At 58.0% G+C, this 23,186-nt stretch carries 22 protein-coding genes and 1 tRNA gene (1 of these 23 only partly in view); 10 read left to right on the forward strand and 13 right to left on the reverse strand.

From position 1 onward, the window contains the following. The 4 genes from ACN19L_RS06795 to ACN19L_RS06810 all read right to left on the reverse strand — a co-directional run. On the reverse strand, positions 1–1,074 hold the 5' portion of the coding sequence (locus ACN19L_RS06795) for an adenylosuccinate synthase (protein WP_426492773.1). Its footprint begins 198 nt before the window's first position; only the first 1,074 of its 1,272 coding nucleotides appear in the window; its start codon is at positions 1,072–1,074; the stop codon falls past the left edge of the window. Further along, complete coding sequence (locus tag ACN19L_RS06800; protein WP_426492774.1) at positions 1,074–1,421, reverse strand: STAS domain-containing protein; 348 nt, start codon at positions 1,419–1,421, stop codon at positions 1,074–1,076. Before ACN19L_RS06800 ends, ACN19L_RS06795 begins: the two co-directional genes overlap by 1 nt. Further along, a complete protein-coding gene (locus tag ACN19L_RS06805; RefSeq protein WP_426492775.1) occupies positions 1,418–1,906 on the reverse strand; it encodes a Fur family transcriptional regulator in 489 nt (162 codons plus the stop codon). Before ACN19L_RS06805 ends, ACN19L_RS06800 begins: the two co-directional genes overlap by 4 nt. 142 nt (positions 1,907–2,048) lie before the next feature. Next, complete coding sequence (locus tag ACN19L_RS06810) at positions 2,049–4,256, reverse strand: RelA/SpoT family protein (protein WP_426492776.1); 2,208 nt, start codon at positions 4,254–4,256, stop codon at positions 2,049–2,051. Between the two features lie 314 nt (positions 4,257–4,570). Between ACN19L_RS06810 and ACN19L_RS06815 the strand changes: the two genes are divergently transcribed. From ACN19L_RS06815 to ACN19L_RS06840, 6 genes are all read left to right on the forward strand, one after another. Then, positions 4,571–4,652: transfer RNA gene (locus ACN19L_RS06815), tRNA-Leu, on the forward strand. Between the two features lie 121 nt (positions 4,653–4,773). Continuing rightward, entirely contained in the window at positions 4,774–6,102 is a 1,329-nt protein-coding gene (gene tig, locus ACN19L_RS06820; RefSeq protein ID WP_426492777.1) for a trigger factor, read from the forward strand. Between the two features lie 166 nt (positions 6,103–6,268). Next, positions 6,269–6,976 carry a ClpP family protease gene (locus tag ACN19L_RS06825; protein WP_125421224.1) on the forward strand — a complete coding sequence of 236 codons (708 nt, stop codon included), beginning with the start codon at positions 6,269–6,271 and terminating at the stop codon, positions 6,974–6,976. 248 nt (positions 6,977–7,224) lie between these two features. Further along, complete coding sequence (gene clpX / locus ACN19L_RS06830; protein WP_426492778.1) at positions 7,225–8,448, forward strand: ATP-dependent Clp protease ATP-binding subunit ClpX; 1,224 nt, start codon at positions 7,225–7,227, stop codon at positions 8,446–8,448. Positions 8,449–8,524: 76 nt separating this feature from the next. After that, on the forward strand, positions 8,525–8,860 hold the full coding sequence (locus tag ACN19L_RS06835) for a hypothetical protein (protein WP_226269706.1): 336 nt from the start codon (positions 8,525–8,527) through the stop codon (positions 8,858–8,860). Positions 8,861–8,889: 29 nt separating this feature from the next. Next, positions 8,890–9,243, forward strand: coding sequence for a hypothetical protein (locus tag ACN19L_RS06840; protein ID WP_226269707.1), 354 nt, complete (start codon positions 8,890–8,892; stop codon positions 9,241–9,243). A gap of 1 nt (position 9,244) precedes the next feature. On the opposite strand, the gene lpxB is transcribed toward ACN19L_RS06840, so the two are convergent. From lpxB to ACN19L_RS06860, 4 genes are all read right to left on the reverse strand, one after another. Continuing rightward, positions 9,245–10,354 carry a lipid-A-disaccharide synthase gene (gene lpxB / locus ACN19L_RS06845; RefSeq protein ID WP_426492779.1) on the reverse strand — a complete coding sequence of 370 codons (1,110 nt, stop codon included), beginning with the start codon at positions 10,352–10,354 and terminating at the stop codon, positions 9,245–9,247. A 113-nt stretch (positions 10,355–10,467) separates the two neighbouring features. After that, a complete protein-coding gene (locus ACN19L_RS06850) occupies positions 10,468–10,887 on the reverse strand; it encodes a 6-pyruvoyl trahydropterin synthase family protein (RefSeq protein ID WP_426492780.1) in 420 nt (139 codons plus the stop codon). Positions 10,888–10,997: 110 nt separating this feature from the next. Beyond that, positions 10,998–11,999, reverse strand: a complete 1,002-nt coding sequence (locus ACN19L_RS06855; RefSeq protein WP_426492781.1) for a FecCD family ABC transporter permease — start codon at positions 11,997–11,999, stop codon at positions 10,998–11,000. A 10-nt stretch (positions 12,000–12,009) separates the two neighbouring features. Beyond that, entirely contained in the window at positions 12,010–12,936 is a 927-nt protein-coding gene (locus tag ACN19L_RS06860; RefSeq protein ID WP_426492782.1) for an ABC transporter substrate-binding protein, read from the reverse strand. A 164-nt stretch (positions 12,937–13,100) separates the two neighbouring features. On the opposite strand from ACN19L_RS06860, the gene rfaD reads away from it, so the two are divergent. Beyond that, positions 13,101–14,066 (forward strand): ADP-glyceromanno-heptose 6-epimerase, encoded by a 966-nt coding sequence (gene rfaD / locus ACN19L_RS06865; protein ID WP_426492783.1) that lies wholly within the window; start codon positions 13,101–13,103, stop codon positions 14,064–14,066. Between the two features lie 237 nt (positions 14,067–14,303). After that, positions 14,304–15,701, forward strand: a complete 1,398-nt coding sequence (locus ACN19L_RS06870; RefSeq protein ID WP_426492784.1) for an FAD/NAD(P)-binding protein — start codon at positions 14,304–14,306, stop codon at positions 15,699–15,701. A 92-nt stretch (positions 15,702–15,793) separates the two neighbouring features. On the opposite strand, the gene ACN19L_RS06875 is transcribed toward ACN19L_RS06870, so the two are convergent. The 4 genes from ACN19L_RS06875 to ACN19L_RS06890 form a co-directional block, all read right to left on the reverse strand. Continuing rightward, positions 15,794–16,057, reverse strand: a complete 264-nt coding sequence (locus ACN19L_RS06875; RefSeq protein WP_426492785.1) for a hypothetical protein — start codon at positions 16,055–16,057, stop codon at positions 15,794–15,796. 112 nt (positions 16,058–16,169) lie between these two features. Beyond that, entirely contained in the window at positions 16,170–17,174 is a 1,005-nt protein-coding gene (locus ACN19L_RS06880; RefSeq protein WP_426492786.1) for a zinc-binding dehydrogenase, read from the reverse strand. 33 nt (positions 17,175–17,207) lie between these two features. After that, positions 17,208–17,615 carry a thiol-disulfide oxidoreductase DCC family protein gene (locus tag ACN19L_RS06885; protein ID WP_426492787.1) on the reverse strand — a complete coding sequence of 136 codons (408 nt, stop codon included), beginning with the start codon at positions 17,613–17,615 and terminating at the stop codon, positions 17,208–17,210. A gap of 51 nt (positions 17,616–17,666) precedes the next feature. After that, entirely contained in the window at positions 17,667–18,425 is a 759-nt protein-coding gene (locus tag ACN19L_RS06890; RefSeq protein ID WP_426492788.1) for an ATP-binding protein, read from the reverse strand. 106 nt (positions 18,426–18,531) lie between these two features. On the opposite strand from ACN19L_RS06890, the gene ACN19L_RS06895 reads away from it, so the two are divergent. Further along, entirely contained in the window at positions 18,532–18,852 is a 321-nt protein-coding gene (locus tag ACN19L_RS06895) for a hypothetical protein (protein ID WP_426492789.1), read from the forward strand. 83 nt (positions 18,853–18,935) lie between these two features. Here the strand turns inward: ACN19L_RS06895 and ACN19L_RS06900 are convergent, their stop codons facing one another. Continuing rightward, entirely contained in the window at positions 18,936–19,445 is a 510-nt protein-coding gene (locus ACN19L_RS06900; RefSeq protein WP_426492790.1) for a DUF4126 family protein, read from the reverse strand. A gap of 396 nt (positions 19,446–19,841) precedes the next feature. Here ACN19L_RS06900 and ACN19L_RS06905 point away from each other — a divergent pair, with 396 nt between their 5' ends. Then, positions 19,842–23,063 carry a TonB-dependent receptor gene (locus ACN19L_RS06905; protein WP_426492791.1) on the forward strand — a complete coding sequence of 1,074 codons (3,222 nt, stop codon included), beginning with the start codon at positions 19,842–19,844 and terminating at the stop codon, positions 23,061–23,063. Positions 23,064–23,186 lie beyond the last annotated feature (123 nt).

Genomic DNA, 23,186 nt, shown 5'->3' on the forward strand with positions numbered 1-23,186 from the left:
GTCGGGCAGGTGGTCAGTTTGCTCGCCGTTGGGAAGCTGATAGTGGGTACAAATCTGAATTTCGTCAAACTCATCTAGCACGTCGGCTTTCATGAGGTGGATTTCGGTGACGCCGTTTAGCATGATGCTGTAGCGCAGTGCAGGTAAGTCAATCCAGCCACAGCGGCGGGGGCGGCCGGTGGTAGAACCGAACTCCCGGCCAGCCTGGCGAATCTGCTCCCCTACCGCGTCGTGCAACTCGGTGGGGAACGGGCCGCTGCCGACGCGGGTGCAGTAGGCTTTGCTGATGCCGTACACCTTATCTATGTGGCGGGGCGCAATGCCGAGGCCGGTGCAGGCCCCAGCGACGATGGTGCTGGAGGACGTAACGTAGGGATAGGTACCAAAGTCAATATCCAGCATGGAGCCCTGGGCACCTTCGGCCAGCACGTTTTTTCCCTGACGCAGCAAATCGTTCAGCAGATACTCGGTATCAGTGAGCTTGAGGGTGCGCAGGAACTCGACGGCGGAAAAGAAATCGGCCTCGAATTCTTCAATTTCGAGGCCGCGGCCGTGGAATTCAGCGAGGGTGGTGTGACGGGATACAGCTTGCTGGTACCGTTCCTGAAAATCGGGAAGCAGGATATCGCCGACGCGGAGGCCGGTGCGGCCGATTTTATCCTGGTACGTGGGCCCAATGCCTTTCAGGGTAGAACCGATTTTGCTGCCGCCGCGAGCTTCTTCGTTGATCCGGTCGAGGGCGCGGTGCGAGGGCAGGATCAGCTGAGCCTTACGGGAAATGTAGAGGTTTTTGCCCCAATCAATGCCTCGGTCGGTGAGCTTCTGGAGTTCCTGGCGGAATACCACGGGGTCAAGAACCACCCCATTGCCGACTACATTGATGATGTGCGGGTGGAAGATGCCGGAGGGAACCTGGTGCAGCACATGCTTGGTGCCATCGAAAGTGAGGGTGTGGCCGGCATTCGGGCCGCCCTGGAAGCGGGCTACTACATCGTAGGTGGGGGCCAGCACATCGACGATCTTGCCTTTGCCTTCATCCCCCCACTGCAATCCTACTAGTACGTCAACGGGCATTAGTTTACAGCTTTCAATTGTTGAGCAGCCGACTGTTCATCGTCTGCGATGGAAAAAATGGCGTTCAGCTTGGTTAGTGCCAGCATTTTGCGGGGATGGTCGGCGGGATTGATGAGCAGTAGCTCACCGCCACGGCTGCGGAATTTGGTAAGCAGCGATACTAACACCCCAATGCCGGTGCTATTAATGTAGCGGATGCCGGACAGATCAACGGCACAATTGCGCACTTCTTCGCCCAGATGCTGATCGACGCTTTGCAGGAGCTGCTGGGTATCGGGGCTACCGATCAGGTCGCCGGAAAGGCGCACGAAGAGGATACCATCCTGGATGGTAGAATCAGTTTTCATTCGGCTTGAGAGCGGGCGGCTTTGGCGCGGCAGTCGCCGCACACGCCATAAAGGTTCAAAGAGTGATGCAAGATATGGAAGTTGAGTAACTCCCCGACCATCGTCTGGATGCCGTGGATGCGTGGGTCGCAGAACTCTACCACTTTGTGGCACTCAGTGCAGATAACATGGTCGTGCTGGCGGTACCCGTAGCTTTTCTCGTACTGCGCCAAGTTGCGGCCGAACTGGTGCTTGCTCACCAAGCCGTGCTCCACCAGCAAGTCGAGAGTGTTATATACAGTGGCGCGGCTCACCTGCAGGCCCTGCTCCTTCATACCGGCGTAGAGTTCCTCCACATCGAAGTGGCCGGTACGGGAGTAGATTTCCTCTAGGATGGCGTACCGCTCAGAGGTTTTGCGGAGGCCTTTGTTTTCAAGGTAGGCGGTGAAAATCTTCTTTACCTCCTCGTATTTTTCTTTATCAAGATGCTTCTCAGGAAGGGACATTAGCTGGTGCCTTATTATAAGGAGTGAAAACCGCAGAAATAGTAGAAGGTTAGCGTTGATCCGCCCATCCTGGAATGGCAGATCCGGAACTTCTTATACTCTTTTATACTGCGTCTTTCGAGGAAAACTTTTTAGGGCCAAATCAGGAGTCAAACCGCTCCACTTGGAGCACCCCGTTCACTTTCACGAGGCGCTGGATCAATTTATCCAAGTGGGCTGTATCGTTGACGAACACCATAATCTGGCCTTCGAACATACCGTCGTCGGAGTCGATGGTGATGGAGCGCATGTTTACCTTGAGGCTGTTGCTGATAATGCGCGTCACGTCGTTCACCAGCCCTACCCTATCGGACCCCTTGATGCGAATGCCGGCCAGGAATGCCAGCTCCGATTGATCCGTCCACTTGGCGCGCACGATGCGGTTGCCGAAGTTGGACATCATCTGCACGGCTTTGGGGCAGGACGTGCGGTGAATAACAATGCCCTGGTCGGTTTCAAAACCGAACACGTCGTCGCCGGGGATGGGGTTGCAGCAGGGGGCAATGGTGTAGTCGAACTTATCGGTCCGCTCCCCAATTACCAGCATGTTGGCATTCACGCCGCGCACTTTCTGCACCTCGTGGTCGAAGGCCTTGGGTTCCAGCATGGAGGGCAGCCGGGGCGCTTCCACGCTGGGGTCGAATAAATCCTTCTGGATTTCGCGGCCATCAATCTGTCCGATGGCAATGCGGTAAAAGAAATCGTGCGCGTTGCTGGTGTTGAAGTGAGCCAGCAGGCGGTTGAGGTTATCAGGGTTGTACTCTACACCTAACAGTTCCAACCGCTTCTCCACCAAGTAGCGACCATCCTCCGATTTACTGCGCTTATCGTCGCGGAGCCAGTCTTTGATGCGGGTGCGGGCCTTGGAGGTAGTTACGTACTGCAACCATTCTTCGGTGGGCTTCTGCTTCTGGGAAGTCAGGATTTCGACCTGGTCACCGTTGCGGAGCTGGTAGCTGAGCGGCTGCAGCTTCTGGTTGACTTTCGCGCCCAGGCACTGCAGGCCGATGTGCGAGTGAATCTCGAAGGCGAAATCCAGGGCTGTGGCCTTATCCGGCAGGATAATGAGCTTGCCTTTGGGCGTAAAGGCGTACACTTCTTTCACGAAGAGGTTCTGGCGGAACTCGTCCATGAATTCCAGGGCACTGGAGTTGTTGGACTCCAGCATCTCGCGCACCTTGTTGATCCAGGACTCCAGCGTGGACTCGGACTGCGCCGTGGCGGCATCCTTATACTTCCAGTGGGCGGCGTAGCCTTTTTCGGCAATGTCGTCCATGCGGCGGCTGCGGATCTGCACTTCTACCCATTGGCCGGTACGCGACATAACAGTGGTGTGCAGGCTCTCGTAGCCGTTGGCTTTAGGCGTACTCACCCAGTCGCGCAAACGGTCAGGGTTGGGCTGGTAGAAATCGGTAACCACGCTGTACACCTGCCAGCAGGCGGCTTTTTCCTGCTCCGGCGGCACGTCCAGGATGATGCGGATGGCAAACAGGTCATACACCTCATCGAAGGTGATATTCTGCTTGCGCATTTTGCGCAGGATGGAATAAATGCTTTTGGGCCGTCCTTTTACCTCGTAGTGGAAACCCTGGGCCTTGAGTTCTTCATCAATGGGCTGCACGAACTCCTTGATAAAGCGGTTACGGGCGGCTCGGCTCTGCCGCACCCGGTTCACCAGCTCCGTGTAGATTTCGGTGTCGGTATACTTCAGGTAGAGGTCCTCCAGCTCGGTTTTGATGCTGTAGAGGCCCAGGCGGTGGGCCAGCGGAGCGTAGAGGTAGATGGTTTCGGAGGCAATTTTGAGCTGCTTGTGCCGGGGCATCGAATCCAGCGTGCGCATGTTGTGCAGGCGGTCGGCCAGCTTGATGAGAATTACGCGCACGTCATCCGACAGGGTGAGCAGCATCTTGCGGAAGTTCTCGGCCTGCTCGGAGGTGCCGTAGTCGAACACGCCCGAAATCTTGGTAAGGCCATCCACAATGCGCGCCACTTTGGGCCCGAACTCCCGCTCCACGTCGGCCACTTCCCAGGGCGTATCCTCCACCACATCGTGCAGCAAGGCGGCAATGATGCTGGTAGTGCCGAGGCCGATTTCCTCCACCACAATCTGGGCTACGGCCAACGGGTGCAGAATATAGGGTTCCCCGGATTTGCGGCGCATTTCCTTATGCGCTTCCAGGGAGGTATTGAATGCCTTTTTGATCAGCTTGGCGTCGCCTTCTTTCAGGTAGGGTTTGGCGGTGCGAAGCAGGCGGCGGTAGTGGCGCAGAATTTCCTGGCGTTCTACCTCGGGGTCGATGACAATAGACATGGTACGCGGGCGGCACCGGGTGGCACCGGAATAAGGAATGGCTAAGGTACGGCTTACGCAGGAAGCACGCGTCAGGTATCGGGCAAGAATGCATCACTCCCCGTCTGTAAAACACGGGCATTGGCCGGATAGTGCAGAGTTACATGGTTTCAGCGAAAACCACGGCTACTTTCGGCCACGGGTGCTTCCGGCTCTGTAAGTGGGGCGCTTACGGGGGCGGAGTGACAGGAATAAACCAGCAGAGTTTGGGTAAGCATTTGTTTTTCCGACAGGCTTCCGTAGTTTTGCGCCCCCGAGGCAGTTGGCCCCGAGACGCGGATGTGGCGAAATTGGTAGACGTGCCAGACTTAGGATCTGGTGCCGTAAGGCGTGTGGGTTCGAGTCCCTCCATCCGCACTTTAGGTTTTTGTTGTAAAAACCGCATTTAAACCCTCAACCCACCCGTTGGGGGTTTCTTTTTACCCGGGTTTTGGCCCACTGTTTACCCCAACGTAGTACCCTTAACCGACCCTTAGTTTTGGACATTACCCTCAACAAGAAAGACGACCAGCTCCATGCCATCCTGACAGTGAATCTCACGGAGGCCGATTATGCTCCCGCCGTGGAGAGCAAGCTGAAGGAATACAGCAAACAGGCGCAGATCAAGGGTTTCCGCCCGGGCAAGGTGCCGGTTACGCTGGTGCGCAAAATGTACGGCAAAGGCATTCTGGTGGAGGAAATCAACCAGTTGCTGGGCAAATCGGTGGATGGCTACATCAAGGAGAACAACCTGAAAATCCTGGGTGAGCCCCTGCCCGTGGCTACCGATATCGACTTCGACAACCAGAAGGACTACTCCTTCCAGTTTGAGCTGGGCCTGCTGCCCGAGTTTGACCTGCCCGCCGATCAGGCCGTTAGCGTTGACCGTCATAAGGTTGACCTCGACGAGAACACCCTGAGCGAAACCTACGAGCAGCTGGGCCGCCAGTTCGGCGAAACCACCGAGCCCGAGACGTCGGAAGCCAACGACTTCATCTACGGCAAGCTCAAGAAAGCCGGTGAGGAAGGCGAAGGCCGCGTAGTATTGCTGCCCACCAACAAGCTGAAAGCCGATGCTGACAAGTTTGTAGGCGTGAAGAACGGCGACGAAATCTCCTTTGACCTGAAAAAAGCATTCGGCGACGACCTGCAGGCCATCCGTAACTTCACGGGTCTGAGCAAGGAAGAAGCAGAGAAAATTGAGGGCGAGTACACGCTGGCCGTGGAGAAAATCCAGCGCTCTACCCCCGCTGAGTTCAACCAGGAGCTGTTCGACAAAGTATTCGGCAAAGACGAAATCACCTCGAAAGAAGCTTTCGAGGAGAAAGTACGCTCGACGGTACAGGAGAACTACGACCGGGAGGCTGACAACCTGGTGAACCGCCAGATCATCGACAAGATGCTTGCCACCACCACCATCGAAGTTCCCAAGGAGTTCTTCAAGAAGTGGCTGGAGCGCGCCAACCAGGGCAAGCTGACGCCCGAGCAGATTGAGGAGCACTACGAAGACTACGAGAAGGAGCTGAAGTGGTCGATGATCCGCAACAAAGTGGTAGAAGCCAACGAGTTGAAGGTATCGAACGAAGAAATTGTGGACCGTACCATCCAGAAAATCCTGGGCCAATTCAACATGGAGCTGACGCCGGAGCTGGAAGAGTCGGTACGTGGCTTTGCTGACAACTACCTGCGCCAGGAGAACGGCAAAAACTACGTGGATGAGTACGAAGCCATTCTGGCAGAGAAAGTGCTGGAAAACCTGCGCGGCAAAGTTGTTGTTAATGACAACCCGATTACGGCCGAGGACTTCCGCAATCAAAATGCCGGCTAATTGCTGACATTTTCGGTTCTTGAACCAACAAAAAAGCCCTTACTTGCCGTGAGGGCTTTTTTGTTGCCGGCCCTCCAGAGTTTGAACTCGGCTACGCGGTTTGCCCGTATAGGCTGGCTTGAGGCTCTTACTTCTTACCTCTACATTCCAACTCCTTTTTCTTCCCATGCTGAATAAACAAGAGTTCCGCAAATTTGCCGTGAAAGGCCAAGGCCTGAGCGGTTTGGGCGTTGACCAATACATCCAGCACGTTGAGGGCCAGACCCGCAACGGCCTGATTATGCCTACCGGCATGACCCGCTCGGTAATTGAGGAACGCCCCACGCGCTTCGCCGAAATTGACGTGTTTTCGCGCCTGATCATGGACCGCATTGTGTTCCTGGGCACGGCCGTGGATGACTACATTGCCAACATCCTAACGGCGCAGATGCTGTTCCTGGAATCGGTTGATGCCAAGAAGGACATCCTGCTCTACATCAACTCGCCCGGTGGCTCGGTGTACGCCGGCTTGGGTATCTACGACACCATGCAGTACGTGAACCCCGATGTGGCCACCATCTGCACCGGCCTGGCGGCCTCGATGGGTGCCGTACTGCTGGCGGGTGGTGCCAAGGACAAACGTTCGGCTCTGCCCCACGCCCGTGTGATGATTCACCAGCCCTCGGGTGGTGCCCAAGGCCAGTCGACGGATATCGAAATTACGGCCCGCGAGATTCTGAAGCTCAAGAAAGAGCTGTATGACATTCTGGCGAAGCACACTGGCAAAACCTACCAGGAAATCTACGACAACTCGGAGCGTGACTACTGGATGCGCGCCGATGAGGCCAAAGAGTACGGCCTGATTGACGAGGTTCTGGAGAAAAAATCGGCCTAAGCCATTGTTCTCTGTCATTCCGAACGAAGTGAGAAATCTGGGTCAAAGCTCAGAACATCAACTCAGATTCCTCACTTCGCTCGGAATGACAAACAAAAAAGCCCGCTTTGGCGGGCTTTTTTGTTAAGTTAGAAGGCAACTGTGGGGGCACTTTTTCTCTCCTACAGGGCGTTGGCCTTTTCGTACCTTTGCGGTAGGCCGGCGCAGGCTGCCTACCTCCTCCCCTTTTTCAGCGAGTTACTTTAGCAATGGCGGATATTACGTGCTCCTTCTGCGGCAAGAGCAAAAAAGACGTTTCGGTGATGATTTCGGGCATCAACGCCCACATCTGCGAGCGGTGTGTGGGCCAGGCTCAGCAAATCCTGAACGAGGAGAATAAGATTCGGGCCAATTCCAAGGCGCCGAAGTTCAACCTCGTGAAACCCCGCGAGATGAAGGAGTACCTCGACCAGTACGTGGTGGGCCAAGACGAAGCCAAGAAGGTGATGTCGGTGGCCGTGTACAACCACTACAAGCGCCTAATGCAGAAACCGCAGAAGGACGACGTGGTGATTGAGAAGTCAAACATCATCATGGTGGGCGAAACCGGCACGGGCAAGACCTTCCTCACGCGCATGCTGGCCAACATCCTGCAGGTGCCCTTCTGCATTGCCGACGCTACCGTGCTGACGGAGGCCGGCTATGTGGGCGAGGACGTGGAAAGCATCCTGACGCGCCTGCTGCAGGCGGCCGACTACAACGTGGAAGCGGCAGAGCGCGGCATTGTGTACATCGACGAAATCGACAAGATTGCCCGCAAGAGCGACAATCCCAGCATCACGCGCGACGTGAGCGGCGAGGGCGTGCAGCAGGCCATGCTGAAGCTGCTGGAAGGCACCACTGTAAACGTGCCCCCGCACGGCGGCCGCAAGCACCCCGAGCAGAAGATGATTACGGTGAACACCGAGAACATCCTGTTCATCTGCGGCGGCGCGTTTGTGGGCATCGACCGGATTATCAAAAACCGTCTCAACACCAAGCCCATCGGCTTTGCCAAAACGCAGCTGGATGAGAAGGTAGATACCAACAACTTCTTGCGCTACGTCACGGCTCAGGACCTGAAGGCCTTCGGCCTGATTCCGGAGCTGATTGGCCGCCTGCCGGTGCTTACCCACCTCAACCCGCTGGACCACGCTACCCTGCGCAAAATCCTGACGGAGCCCAAGAACTCTATTGTGAAGCAGTACCAGCGCCTCTTCGATATGGAAGGCATTCAGCTGAGCTTCTCGGAAGGTGCCCTGGAGTACATTGTGCAGCGCGCCGACGAATACCGCCTCGGTGCCCGGGGCCTGCGCAGCATCTGCGAAGGCATTATGACCGATGCCATGTTCGATATGCCTTCCGAGGAAGGTGCTACCGAACTGGTAATCGATGAGGAATACGCCCGGAGCAAATTCGAGCAAACGGCTATGAAGCAGTTGCGCGCGGCGTAGTTGGAGTCAGTTATTACCTATCATAATAAAGGGGGCAGAATGTTATTCTGCCCCCTTTATTATTAGCTCTACAACGATGACCAACAAACTCTATCCGTATTTGAGTAGTAATGATGTGGTGCACATCCGCATACCTAATGAGTACTTCTTTCCAGCTTTCGTATTGACAGTAGAGGAATTGATGAAAAGCCCGATTTATCAGACTGCTCACACAATTCTACTTGACTTTACTGAGTGCTATTCTTTACACGGAATTGGGATTGGATTAGAGACACAGTTGTTTTACGAACAAGCCAAAACACATGAAAAATCTGTGTACTGGATTGGTCAACCAGCTATATACAGTATGGTAGCTAAGCTGAATGAAGGTATCAATACAGGTAGCGAGACTCTACCGTATAAGAAATTTTAGTGATGCTATATTCCGGCGTTCTTTCAACTATGCATCACGATTTTTACTCTGATTTTGAGCCTGAACCTGAATTAGTATTTAAAACGTCCGATGATACTTCGTCAATACGCATGTGGAGCGGGTATTTTGACAGCATTATTAGTAGTGATACCCCGGATGAACACGGGTGCTGGCAAGGGCTTGCCGTATTTTATCATACCGATACGGGCTGGTACACTAGCTCTCCTTTTCAGCTAACAGAACTCGGTCATATTGTGGAGCGGCTTAGGCATTGTAATGATCCAACTTGGGACAAAAATATCCGTCGGATTTATACAAGCCTACTATTCTTTTTTGAGCAGGCAGAGAGACAGCATAAGAAAGTGATAGTTGAATACTTCTAGTCTATCCCTTCAAATACTCTACCATCAGCTTCGCTGCTTTATTAGCCGCGCGCTGTTGGCCTAGCTTCTCGCGGATTTGGGCGTAGCCGGCTTTCTGTTGGGCAATGAACTGCTCGTCGGCAGTGACCTTCTTGAGCTCGGTGACGAGGTTGCGGGCGTTGAAGTCGCCCTGGATGAGCTCTTTTACCACCTCGCGGCCGGCAATAAGGTTGACCAGGGAAATGTGGGGCACTTTGATAACGGCCTTGCCAATGGCGTACGACACGGCGCTGGTGCGGTAGCACACTACCTGGGGCACATCGAACAGGGCGGTTTCGAGGGTAGCAGTGCCACTGGTGACGAGGGCGGCGGTGGCGTGGGCCAGCAGGTCGTAGGTCTGATCGAAGAGGATGCGGACGTTGTTGCGCTCGAAGTTGGCGTAGTAGTTCGGGTCGAGGTTGTCGACGCCGGCCACGATGAACTGGTAATCGAGGAAGGGCGGCAGGATGGCCACCATCTCGTAGAGCATTTCCTCGATTTCCTGCTTGCGGGAGCCGGGCAGCACGGCAATAATGGGCCGCTGGGGGTCCAGGTTGTTGCGCTCGTAGAAGTCGGTGGAAGGCTGGAACTCGGCTACGGCGTCGGCGGTGGGGTTGCCGATGTAGTCCACCTTGTAGTCGAAGCGCTGGTAGAATTCCTCCTCGAAAGGCAGAATCACGAACATCTTATCTACCAGCTGCTTCACTTGCTGCACGCGGCCCTGGTTCCAGGCCCAGATTTTGGGCGAAATGTAGTAGAACACCTTCAGGCCGGCGGCTTTGGCAAACTTGGCCACCCGCATGTTGAAGCCGGCGTAGTCCACCAGAATCACCACGTCGGGCTTGTAAGCCAGCAGGTCCTTCTGGCACTCGCGCAGGTAGCCCCGGAACTTGAGGATGCTGGTAGCCGCCTCCCAGAAGCCCATGATAGCCATTTCCTGGTAGTGGTGCACGAGGGTGCCGCCGGCTTCCTGCATCATGTCGCCGCCCCAGCAGCGGAACTCGGCTTCGGGGTCCTGCTCGCGCAAGCTGCGCATGAGGTTGGCCGCGTGAAAATCCCCGGACCGCTCGCCCGCTATCAGGTAATACTTCATGTTGTCAATTAGTAATTAACAATTAGTAATTAATAATTAAGAGTTCGTGTGAAAAGATGAATGCTCGGTGACGAGCAATTCCTCATTACTAATTCTTAATTACTAATTTGCCTCTATTCCTCGCCGAAATACTCCACGAAGTTGCGGGGCGTTTCGTAGAGCTTGATGCTGTGTAGCTTGGCGGAGGAAATTTGCTCGATTTCGGGCTGCAGAATGCGCCAGAAAGCAATTACCAGGTTTTCGGTGCTGGCGAGCTGGCCCTGCATGAAGGGCACGTCGATATTCAGATTCTTGTGGTCTACCTCATCCACGATGTGCGTGCGGATAACCGTGCTGAGCTGCTTGAGGTCGATGACAAAGCCGGTTTCGGGGTCGGGCTTGCCTTTGACGGTGACGATGAGGTCGTAGTTGTGGCCGTGCCAGTTGGCGTTGGCGCAGGGGCCGAAGACTTCCCGGTTCCGCTCCTCGCTCCAGCTGGGGTTGTAGAGCTTGTGGGCCGCGTTGAAGTGTTCCTGTCGGCTGATGTAAACCATTTGGTAAGGGACTTGGGTACTTGGGGACGCCGGGACTTGGCGGCCAGCGCGTGGCTGCAACCGGTACGTAACCCAGTGTGCGGTAACCAAGCGCCCGGGTTTCCAAATCCCTACGTTCCCTGTTTTCGCAGCAAATATACGAAGAACGGTACGCCGAACAGGGCCGTAACCAAGCCCACCGGCAAACCCGCCGGCGGATACAGTAGCCGGGCCAGCAGGTCGCAGAATACCATAAACGTGCCGCCCAGCAGCGCGCAGAACACCACGTTGCCGCGGCGCACCGTGCCCAGCAGCCAGCGCGTAATGTGCGGCACCACCAACCCCACAAACCCAATGGGCCCGCATAATGCCACCGCGCAGCCCGTGAGGCCGGAGGCAATGAGCAGCAGCAGCCAGCGGGTGCGCGCCACCGGCAGGCCCAAAGCCGAGGCCCGCTCCTCCCCTAACAGCAGCAAGTTCAAATCCTTCTGTAGCAGCCACAAGCCCACCAAGCCCAGCACCAGCGCAACAGCCGGATACGGAAGCACCGCCCAACTGGCCCGCTCAAACCCGCCCAGCGCCCAGAAGGTGATGGTCCGCAGCTTTTCCTCAGTGGCGGCCAGAAACGTGAGCAAACCGCCCAGCGCCGTGGTCAGGGAGCTGAGCGCCACCCCCGCCAGCAACAGCTGCGCCGGAATGATGCGCCCTCGGCGGCTTCCAATGACCACCACCAGCAGCGTAATGCCTAAGGCCCCTGCCAAAGCAGCCAGCGGTGGCAGGTATAAGCCCCCCACCAGCAGCGTCGGCAGAAACGCAAACGTGAGGCTAGCGCCCAATGCCCCGCCCGAAGCCGTGCCTAACAGATAAGGGTCGGCCAGGGGGTTATTCACCATCAGCTGCATGAGGTAGCCGCTCACGGCCAGGGCCGCCCCGGCCAGCAGGGCCAACAGCAGGCGGGGCAGACGCAATTCGATTAGTACCAGCTGGGCGGGGTCCTGGGGGTTGTAGTGCAGCAGGGTGCGGCCCAGCAGCGCAAAATCCGTTTCGTAGCTACCCACGCGCAGGCCCAGCACCAGCAGCCCCAGTAGCAGCAGCAGGCAGGCCAGTATCCAGGGCAGCGCGGAACGTGACATCAGCAGCAGACTATTTCTCCGACAGCAACTGCCGCAATTCCCGCACTGACTCCACCACCCGCGGGCTGGGGCGCGACATCAGGTCGTCGGTGGGGTCGTAGATGCGGCGGGTCTGGTAGGCCCGAATGCGCTTCAACTCGGGATAGAGCTTGAAGAAGGTGCTGTCCATCTTCCCGAAAGAGCCGCCCAGCAGTACCTCAGGGTTAAGCTTCAGGATATACTCGCGGGTCAGCGCCGGGTAGGGCTGCTTGAACTGCTCCACTACGGCATTCTGCCCACCGGCCAACCGGATTTTATCGGTAAACAGCGTGTTTTGACCATACACGTAGATAGGGTCCGACCAAGTAATGGCCAGCACGCGGGGCGGCGGCGTGGGCTTCGGCAACGCCGCAATGGTCTGCAACTGCTGGCGCAGAGAATCCACCACGCGGCGGGCGGGCTGTGGGCGGTTCAGCAACCGGCCCAGGTCGGTCAGGCCCCGGAAAATGTCCTCCACTTTCTCATACCGCTGATAGTACACCGGAATACCCAGCTCCTGCAGCCGCTGGGCATCGGCCAGGGAGGTGATGCCCTCGGTGGTAAACACCACGTCCGGTTTCAGGGCTACCAGCCGCTCGAAATCCAGTGGATAGCTGTTTACTACGGGCTTGCGCAGGGCCGCGGCGGGATAGTCGCACACCTGAGTGCGGGCCACAATCGTAGTCGTATCGGCTACGGCGTAGAGCATTTCCGTCATGGAGGCTGCCAGGGCCATTACCCGGCGTGGCTGCGTGGGCAGCGTTAGGGTGCGGCCCAGGTCGTCACGCACCTGGTGGGTAGCGGCGGTTTCCGTGGTAGCAGTGGAAGACGTATCGGGCTGGCAGGCGCTGACAACAGCCGACAGCAGAAGAGGCCCGAGGGCGCGGCGCAGAAAAGCCGGGGAGGCAAGGCGGAACATGAGCGCAAAGGTAAGGGCCGCCAGCAACCAGCCCACGGCCCCTTGGCAACCTCCGGCACCGGAAAGTGGTTATGCCAGATATTGTGGCTTTCCGTAGAAAAGAAAACCACGCTACCCGGCCAATCCGCCTAAACCCGCTTACTTTTGGCCCAAATTTCTGTCCTATGATTGTTGTAACCGGAGCCGCCGGCTTTATTGCCAGCTGTCTTGTCACCCGCCTCAATGCCGCCAACTTCAACGATATCGTGGTGGTGGATAACTTCACCAACGAGCGGAAGCTGGCCAACCTGAAGGGCAAGCACCTGCGAGAGTATGTGGACCGGGAGGAGTTTTTTGAGTGGCTGGAGCAGCACCAGGAGCAGGTAGAATTTATTTTCCACCTGGGAGCCCGCACCGACACCACCGAGCAGAACCGGGACGTGCTGACTACGCTGAACCTGGAATACTCGCAGAAAATGTGGCAGGCCTGCGTGCGGTACCAACTGCCGCTGGTGTATGCCTCCTCGGCTGCCACGTACGGCTCCGGCTCCCTGGGCTACTCCGATGACGACGCCCTGCTGCCCCTGCTCAAACCCCTGAATCCCTACGGCGACTCCAAAAACGACTTCGACAACTGGGCCATGCAGCAGCCCGAAAAGCCGTTCTTCTGGGCGGGCCTGAAGTTTTTCAACGTGTACGGCCCCAACGAGTACCACAAGGGCCGCATGGCCTCCGTGATTCTGCACGCCTTCCGCCAGATTCAGGAAACCGGCTCCATGACGCTGTTCCGCTCCCACAACCCCGATTTTGCCGACGGGGAGCAGCAGCGCGACTTCGTGTACGTGAAGGACGTAGTGGAAGTGTGCATGTTCCTGATGCAGACGCGCCAGCACTCCGGTATTTATAACCTGGGCACCGGTGAGGCCCGCACCTTTCTCGATCTGACGCTCAGCACCTTCGCCGCCCTTGGTCAAACGGCCGATATTCGCTTCCGCGACACGCCGGAGGACATCCGGGACACTTATCAATACTTCACGGAGGCCGACATGAGCAAGCTGCGCGCCATCGGCTATAACCGGCCGTTCACGAAGCTGGAAGAGGGTGTAACCGATTACGTGCGCAATTATCTGGTTCCAGGCCAGTATTACTAGCGCACTCGGAGGCCCTGCTGAGGCAGTATTTATCCTAGATAGTGTTACACGGGGTGTTCGGGAACTACTTAGCTCCCAAACACCCCGTTTATCTTGTCAGTCAATAGCTTATAGTCTGATCCGCTTACCAGGCTCAGCTTCAGGGCAGTTATTATTTTTCATTTATATAGCAAAAATTAATTTTTATATCATTTTTTCCAGAGTAATTTACTCGCCGGTACCTTTATACACTTGGTGGTGCAACGCAGAAGCATAACGATTATAGGCGGCGGATTTTCGGGGTCGATGCTGGCAGTACAACTAGCCCGCCTCTCCGGCGACCTGCCATACGCCTGTGACGTGCACCTGGTAGAACCCCGGCCGGTACCGGGGCCCGGCCTAGCCTATACAGCCCGGCGGCCCGAGTACCTGCTGAATGTACGAAGCCAGTTTCTGAGTGCCTTTCCCGATCAGCCTGACCACTTTCAGAATTGGCTCCGGCTCACGAGTCCCGAAACCTGCGAGCAGGGCTTCTGCTCCCGGCAAAGCTACGGCCGCTACCTGCAGCAACTGGTGAGCCAGGTGCTGGAGTGGCCTTCCACCAATGGCATCCGGTTTCAGTGGCACAACCAAGCGGCCCAAGCCGTAAAGCTGGCAGATAGCAATACACCGACCGTCGTTACGCTGGCTGATGGTACAGCCATTCCCAGCGACTTTGTAGTGCTGGCTCTCGGTAATTTTCCTCCGCCGCCACCCGTCCGGAATACTACCGGGTACCTGAGCCACCCACACTACCACGGCAACCCGTGGGCACAGGGAGCCTTGCGCAATATTGGCACCCACGATTCTGTGCTCTTGATTGGCACTGGATTAACGGCCGTGGATGTGCTGCTGGGCCTGCGGGCCGATGGGCACCAGGGGCCTATTACGACCGTTTCAAGGCACGGACGCTGGCCCGCAGCTCACCAATTCCAGTCCGTTGCCTACCCCGATTTTTACGCCACCGAACTGCGCGATGCGGATTCGGTGCTGCCGGTGCTGCAAACGGTGCGCCGCCACCTCCGGGAGGCGGAGGCCCAGGGCTTGGGCTGGCGCACAGTTCTGGACACGCTGCGGCCTCACCTGGGAGCCATCTGGATGCAGTGGCCGATAGCGGAACAGGCTCGCTTCCTGCGGCATCTTGCGGGCATCTGGTCATCGGTCCGGCACCGCAGCCCCCCTCAAAACATGGCACTGCTGGAGGAGCTGTTTCTATCCGGGCAAGTGCAGAAGGAAACGGGCCGCGTGAAGGACATCCGGCCGCTGTCCGATGAGCTGCAGGTGACCATACAGCGAGGCAGAGGGCCCGCCCGACAGCTTACCGCCCGCCACGTTATCACGTGTACCGGCCCTTTGCTCGATTACAGCCGTATTGAGGAGCCCGTGGTAGCAGGGCTGCGGGCCGATGGGCATTTGCAGCCCGATGCTTTGCGACTGGGAATCAGAACGGATGCACACGGCGCACTTCTGGGAGCAGCAGACCAACCTTCACATACGCTATTCACGCTGGGCCCCAGCCGACGGCCGGCCTTTTTTGAGTCGACGGCCGTGCCGGAGCTGCGGGAACAGGCCGTAGCGTTAGCCCAGGAGTTAGGTAGGCGGCTCCGCCTGGATTGATAACCTCTTTCGAATAGGTACGCAAACACAACTGATCCGGCCATGCTCTGGTAAGCACAGCCGGATCAGTTGTGTACAGCCAGTACTGCGTGCTAGGCAGCCAGCTCGTTAGGCGGATATAGCGGCAGCACGGGCGTTTCAGGCATACCTGACAGCGCAGGGTACTGCTGCCCGGTTCCACTCCGGCGCAGGGCCCGCATCAGCAGGTACTTATACTTCTCGGCATCGGCCAGCGCGGCTTCCACGGCTCTTACGGCATCATCATAAGCCACAACCGGTACCGATTCGGCTACTTCACCGGTAGGATATGTCAACTCAAAAACCGGGCAGGCTAGGTATTCAGCGGGCGTCTTCATAGGGGCAGCAAGTTAGCGTTCTATCGAGTAGTAAACTAACCTTATTAGCACAAATAAAATTCCTGTTTCAAGCAGAACTTTCACCATCAGATAGCCTGTAAACCGCGAAAATCTACTCCCGTATTTTTAGCACCAGCTTACCGAACTGCAACCCATCAGCCATCCGGCGCAGGGCTTGTTCACCGTCGGCTAATGGAAAGATTTCGTCGATAACCGGCTGAATGTGGTGCTGCTCGAACAAGGCCACCATTCCAGCAAAATCCTGGGGAGTGCCCATGGTAGAACCCAGCAGGGAAAGCTGCTTCCAGAACACCTTACGGGCCGCCAGCTCGGGAATGTCGCCGTGGGTGGCGCCGTAGAACACGATGCGCCCGCCGGGGTTGGCAGCATCTATCAGGTCGTTGAAGCCGGGGCCGGCGGCGCTGTCTATCACTACATCAAAGCCCCCGCCGATTTGCTTGGTAAGCGTGGCCGGCCACTTCTCCGTTTTGTAACTGATGCCGCCTTTGGCCCCCAGCTCCACAGCCCGGGCAATTTTCTCCTCCGAGCCGGACGTTACCCACACTTCCGCCCCTATGGCTACAGCCATTTGCAACGCCAACAGGGCTACGCCCCCGCCTACTCCGCTGATGAGTACCCGCTCGCCGGGTTGCAGGTTGGCCCGCGTGAACAGGGCCCGGTAGGCTGTGAGGCCGCCCAATGGCAGGCAGGCGGCTTCCTCGAAGCTCAGATACTCCGGCTTGGCGCGCACGTACTCGGCCGGCACGCACACGTATTCGGCAAACGTGCCGTCCTGGGGCAGCCCCAGAATCCGGAACTCGCAGCCCTGGGCGGCGGGGTTGGTGCCCCAGTTGTGGCTGGGGTTGATGATGACGGCCTGTTCGAGCAGGCTGGCATCTACGCCCGCGCCCAGGGCCGTTACTACGCCAGCTCCGTCAGAACCGAGAATGATGGGAAATTTCAGGCCGGCGTACTGGCCTTTTTGAATCCACACGTCGCGGTGGTTAAGGGCGGCGGCCTGGAGGAGCACCTGTACTTGGCCGGGGCCGGGCTGGGGCGTAGGGACTACCTGTAAAACGACGGGCTGCTCAATACCAGCCAGAACGAGAGCGTGCATAGTAAGGGGAAAGAGTGGGAGAAAAATGGAAAGCTATAGAAACCGGGCCCGGAGCTCAGGTGTGGGCATCCAGCAGGCTTCCTGCCGGCCAAACCACTGGTACCGGTGCCGGGCAATAAGCCGGTAAACGGCATCCCGCAACCGGCGCGGCACCAGCAGCCCCAACCCGGCCAACCACCGCCAGCCGCCAGTCAGCCCGCGCAGAATGCGCAGTGCCGCCGCGGAGTGCATATAGGCCCGGTCGCCCATCACCAGTACCACGGAATCGGGCTCGGTGGGCGTGGGCAGCCGGTGTTGCCGCAGTAGTGCCTGCCCGGCTTCCGACTGCAGGGCGGCAAACCGAAACCGGCCGGCCGCATCATGACGAATGACGAACTGCACAAACCCATTACAGAGGTTGCACACGCCGTCGAAGAGGATAATGGCCGACGCATCGGGCATAAGCGGGCGGGTTGGAGTTAGCATAGGGACTGCCAAACCGCCTTAAAGGTTTCAGGAAGCCGCTTCAGCCACGGGTAGCAGGTCGCAGTACCAGAAGCCGGCAGCAAAGGGGGCGGGCTTGGGTTCGGGGGCGTCATCAGGGTTGCACACGCTGCTGCTGGCGGCCGGGGCGGCGTAGGTCCGGCGCACAATGGCGCCCCGCTCAAACGGGATGGGGCTGCTGAAATAGGGCGCATCGTACACGAAGCTGTGGTACTCCCCGTTTTCGCCACAGCTGTCTACGCCGGGTGGCAGGTCGCGCAGAAACTCGGCATTCAGCTCCCGGCCGCAGAAGCTCCGGTCGAGGTATTTCTCATTCACGCACACCACCACGGCCCGAAAGCCCAGCTCCAGATACTCGTGCAGCAACTCGGCGTTAGGCCGTTGCCAGAGCGGAAACATGGCCGCCAGCCCTGCTTGGGCCAGTTGCTGCTCCCGGTACTGACGCAAATCCTCCAGATAAATATCCCCGAAGATGGCCCGCTGAATTCCTTTAGCCAGCAGCGGGGCTAACGTGGCCCGCATACGGGTTTCGTACTCCGTCATATCGGGCATTTCGGGTAGTTCCAGCTTGGTCAGGGGCAGCGCGATGCGGTGGGCCTGTGCTTCGAGCAGTTCTGTTCGCACGCCGTGCATAGATACACGGCCGTAATGCGCGTTTACGCTGGTGAGCAGGTCGGTGACGGCTAGGGCGGGGTTGCGCAGAGCATGATAAAGGGCCAGAGCGGAGTCTTTGCCCCCGCTCCAGTTCATAACGGCAGATGCAGGCATGGATTCAAAGGTAGCGGGAAACTGCCCGCATCGGCAGACAAGCGTAACCGCAAACCGGCCGGGCACGTTTGTGCCCCAAAGCCTTCTCACTCCTATTCTTTCCCTCATGAAACGTCTTCTCACCTTCGCACTGGCCGCAGTTCTGGCTTCGGCCTTCTCGGCCTGCGACTATAACAACACACCCGGCAAAGACCCGCAAGCCAGCCAGGACTTCACGGAGGCCCCTAAAGCCCGCTCCACCGAAACTAACCTCGACAGCATCAGCGACGAGCAGGTGGTGACGCAACCTCAGGGAACCGGCTCGGCCGCCGACCAGAAAACTTCTACGGATGCGGCCTTGGAAGGTGCTCCCAACAGCCCCAGCTCGCCAACCAGCACCATGCCCTCCAACTCTTCAGAGGGTAATGCCTCGGCCCGGGAGCAGTAGCACCAACTTACGCTGCGGCCCCCAGCAAACAGGCCCCGCTACTGTAGTAGCGGGGCCTGTTTGCTGGGGGCCGCAGCGTAAGCTTACAAAGCCCAGCGTCTGGATTCCGGCTCTCCGGCGTGGGAGCCTTTTGTGAGCAGCAGCCCGGAAGTCAACGTGAGAATGTCTTCGAAACCGCCCACCAGACCGCCCGGCAGCCCCGACTCCTGGGTAGCTTTTTTGCGCAGAAAGAAGCTCAGGTACGTGCCCGCAATGGCCGCTACTCCGCCCAGTAGAGCGCCCTGCCACTGGTTGTCGTGGTTGATTTTGTAGAGCGTGGCACCTACCAGCGCGCCGGCGGCGGCCCGGCCGGCCAAGGCGGTGGGCGAAATCCGGTCGGGCATTTGCGGGAGCTTATCGGCCGTCATTTCGCCGGCCGCCAGCAGCTTCAGACCGTGGGCAACCACCGGCATCTGCAGGTAGCGCAGGGGCGAATTGCGCAGCACGTGCGGGCGGTACGTTAGCAGGTTACTACTCAGCAGGGCCGGGGCCGTCATGCTCCGGAAGCCTGCCAGGGCACCCAGGCCCAGGGTTTGCCATTGATGTCTGGTCATGATAGATAGAAAGAAGAAAGGAAAAGCGGATTGCTCCTGCACATCTAACGCAATTCAGCCTTCCCCGGACACCTCCGCCCCCTATCAGGCCGCGCAACACGCTGATACAGACCCGGTATAATCCTATTTATCAACCAATAACAGCTCGTATGCTTTGCCTGCGAAAAGCCGGGGGCGCGGAATATACACATGCTCAACTGTGTATGGAACATGGCACGCGAAACTTACTATTAAATAAATTTCATATACTTGTTAAGTATCTTTTTATCAGCAAAATAACACCCTATATTTCTAAATAGTTACCAAATTGTTATGCAAGCATAATTCACAATTACTTCATCTACTTTTGCACCGAAATTCCAGGAACACGTCCTGGATAAATAAAAAAGCTCCTCTATGAAAAACAGATTTATACTGTTTTTGCTACTCGGCTTTGTGCTTTTCACGAGTAGAAATCCGGTGCTGGCGCAAGGCGTCACCACTTCCGCCATGAAGGGCCTGGTGCTCGACAGTAAAGGCGAGCCCCTGCCGGGGGCTACCGTAGTAGCCACCCACTTGCCCTCAGGAACCCAGTATGGCACTGCCACCCGCGACAATGGCCAGTACGACCTGCTGAACATGCGGGTAGGTGGCCCATATGAGTTAAAAGTGTCGTTTGTGGGGGCGCAAACGTACTCGGCTACCGGTATTCAGCTGGCACTGGGCAAAACGTTTGAGAGCCGCATCCAGCTTTCCGATGGCTCGCAGGCCCTGGGGGAAGTGGTAGTAAAAGGCAACCGTGACGGGCAGATAAACAAGGACCGCACCGGGGCTTCCACCAACGTGAACAACACGGCCATCCGCACGCTGCCCACCATTAGCCGCTCCCAGGAGGACTTCACCCGCCTCACGCCCCAAAGCAATGGCCTGAGCTTTGGGGGGCGCAACACGCTCTACAACAACTTCTCCCTCGATGGCTCCATCTTCAACAACTCGTTTGGGCTGGACTCCCCCACCCCGGGGGGCCAGACCAACTCCCAGCCGGTTTCGCTGGATGCCATTGAGCAGCTGGAAGTAAGCCTGGCTCCCTACGATGTGCGCCAGGGAGGCTTTACCGGGGCTGGCATTAATGCCGTGACCAAGAGTGGCACGAACTCCTTCAAAGGCTCGGTGTACACGTACCTGCGCAATGAGAAGCTCATTGGCGAGAAGGTGGGGGATGCTACCATCAGGAATCCTGACCTGAAGTTCAACCAGACCGGTTTTGCGCTGGGCGGCCCCATCATCCAGAACAAGCTGTTTTTCTTCACCAACGCCGAAATTACCCGCCGCGACGATCCGGCCCTCACGTTCCGGCCCGCGGCCAGCGCCGCCGAGGCCCAGGCCGCCCTCAACGGCCAGGCCCCAGGCGTGAGCCGGGTACTGGAAAGCGACCTGCTGGCCATCCGCCAGCGCCTACAGGACGTGTACGGCTACGACCCCGGCACCTACCGTGACTATACCTACCGCACCAGCAGCGACAAGTTTCTGGTGAAGCTGGACTGGAACATCAACCCCAAGAACACCTTCTCGCTGCGCTACAACTACCTGAGCAGCTTCCGCGAGCAGGCCCCCCACCCCATTGCCATTGCGCCGTCGTCGCGGGTACAGGGCGTGAACACGCTGCAGTACTCCAACTCGGGCTACACCATCAACAACAACCTGAACTCGGTGGTGGGCGAGCTGAACTCGCGCTTCGGGGAGAAATTCAGCAATAAGGCGCAGCTGAGCTTCTCGGCCTTCCGCGACTTCCGCGAGCTGCCCGACGCCAAGCTGTTCCCGCAGATTGACATCACCAAAAACGGCACTACCTACGTGAGCGTGGGCACGGAACAATTTTCGGCCGAAAACCGCCTCGACCAGAACATCACCCAGTTCACGGACAACCTAAGCTACTTTGCCGGGGCCCACGTGCTCACGGCCGGCCTCACCTACGAGCGGTTTGCCTTCGTGAACGACTTCAACCTGCAGCGCTACGGCTACCCCTTCTTCGGGGGGCTGGATGTGGACCGTTTTTTCCAGGTTACGGACCGCTCGAACCCGGCTTTCGTGGACCTGAACGCCATTGCCACGGCAGGCGCGGCCAAGCGCATCAAGTCGGTGGACGTGAACGTGGCCCAGCTGGGCCTGTACGCCCAGGATGAGTGGACGCTGACGCCGGCCTTCAAGCTGACGCTAGGCGTGCGCGCTGATATGCCCATCTACAATACCGAGGTGACTCAGAACGAGCAGATTGCCAACGCTTCATTCCGGGATGCCAGCGGCCAGCCGGTGAAGGTTGACGTGAAGAAGTTTCCCAGCAGCAAGCCGCTGTGGTCGCCGCGCCTGGGCTTCAACTACTCGGTAGATGGTAGCGAGTACACCACGCAGCTGCGCGGCGGCACCGGCATTTTCACCGGCCGTATCCCGTTTGTGTGGGTTAGCAACCAGGCCTCCAACTCACAGTTCGACCCCGGCTATACCTTCCAGATCAACGCCACGGCCCGCAACTTCAAGTTTCCGCAGGTGTGGCGCTCCAACCTGGCCGTGGACCAGCAGCTGCCCGGCGGCGTAACGGCTACCCTGGAGGCTATCTACTCCAAGGATATCAATGCCGCCATTCACCGCAACTACAACCTGGTAACGCCCACGGAGCGTGCCGCCGGGGCCGATAGCCGCGAATTGTACCCTGCCTCCGGTCCGCGCATTAACCCCGGCTTTACCGGCCCCGACGGCCAGTTCAGCTTCCTGGATGCGGGCGTAATTGTGCTTGAAAACACCAAGAAAGGCTACCAGTACTCGCTTACCGGCCAGTTGAAGAAAGACTTCGCCAACGGCCTGTACCTGACCACGGCATACACCTATTCGCGGGCTAAGGACGTCACCTCGAACCCCGGGGAAATTGCCGCCGATGCTTTCCAGCGCAACCCCGTGGTGGGCAACGCCAACAACCCCCAGCTGGCCTACAGCGACTTTGGCCTGCAGCACCGCATCATCGGGGCGGCCGGCAAGCGGTTCGCCTACGCCAACGACCGGCTGGCCACTACGCTGAGCTTCTTCTTCGAGGCGGCGCAGGGCAACCGCTTTACCTACACCTACGCCGGCGACATGAACCGGGACGGGATTCCCGGCAACGACCTGATCTTTGTACCCGCTTCCCAGGACCAGATCCGGCTGGTGGACATCACCAACGGCCAGGGCGCGGTGCTGGTATCGGCCGCGCAGCAGTGGCAGCAGCTGGACGCCTACATCCGCCAGGATGACTACCTGAATGAGCGCCGCGGCCAGTACGCCGAACGTAACGGCAACCTGAGCCCCTGGTACACCCAGCTCGATGCCAAGCTGCTGCAGGATTTCTCGGTGGCTCTGGGCAAAAACCAGAAGAAGCATACCTTCCAGCTTAGCCTGGACCTGCAGAACCTGGGCAACCTGATCAGCTCCGACTGGGGTGTACGCAAGCTGGTGGCCAACAACCGGCCCATTGAGTTCGTCGGCTACCAGCAGGGCACGACCAACGTGCCCACCTACCAATTCCGGGGCGGGAGCCAGACCTTCGTGAACAACACCGACCTGAACAGCCGCTGGCGCGCCCAGATTGGCCTGCGCTACATCCTCGACTAACCGGTTTTCTCCGGCTGCCCCACCCGCCGGATCTGCCCCAGTGGGTGGCATTACCCAACAAAAACGCCCGAAGCACTGCGCTTCGGGCGTTTTTGTTGATTTCTAACCAGAAGAGTTGCAGGG

The sequence above is a fragment of the Hymenobacter sp. 102 genome (genome assembly GCF_049949205.1).
Lineage (GTDB): Bacteria > Bacteroidota > Bacteroidia > Cytophagales > Hymenobacteraceae > Hymenobacter.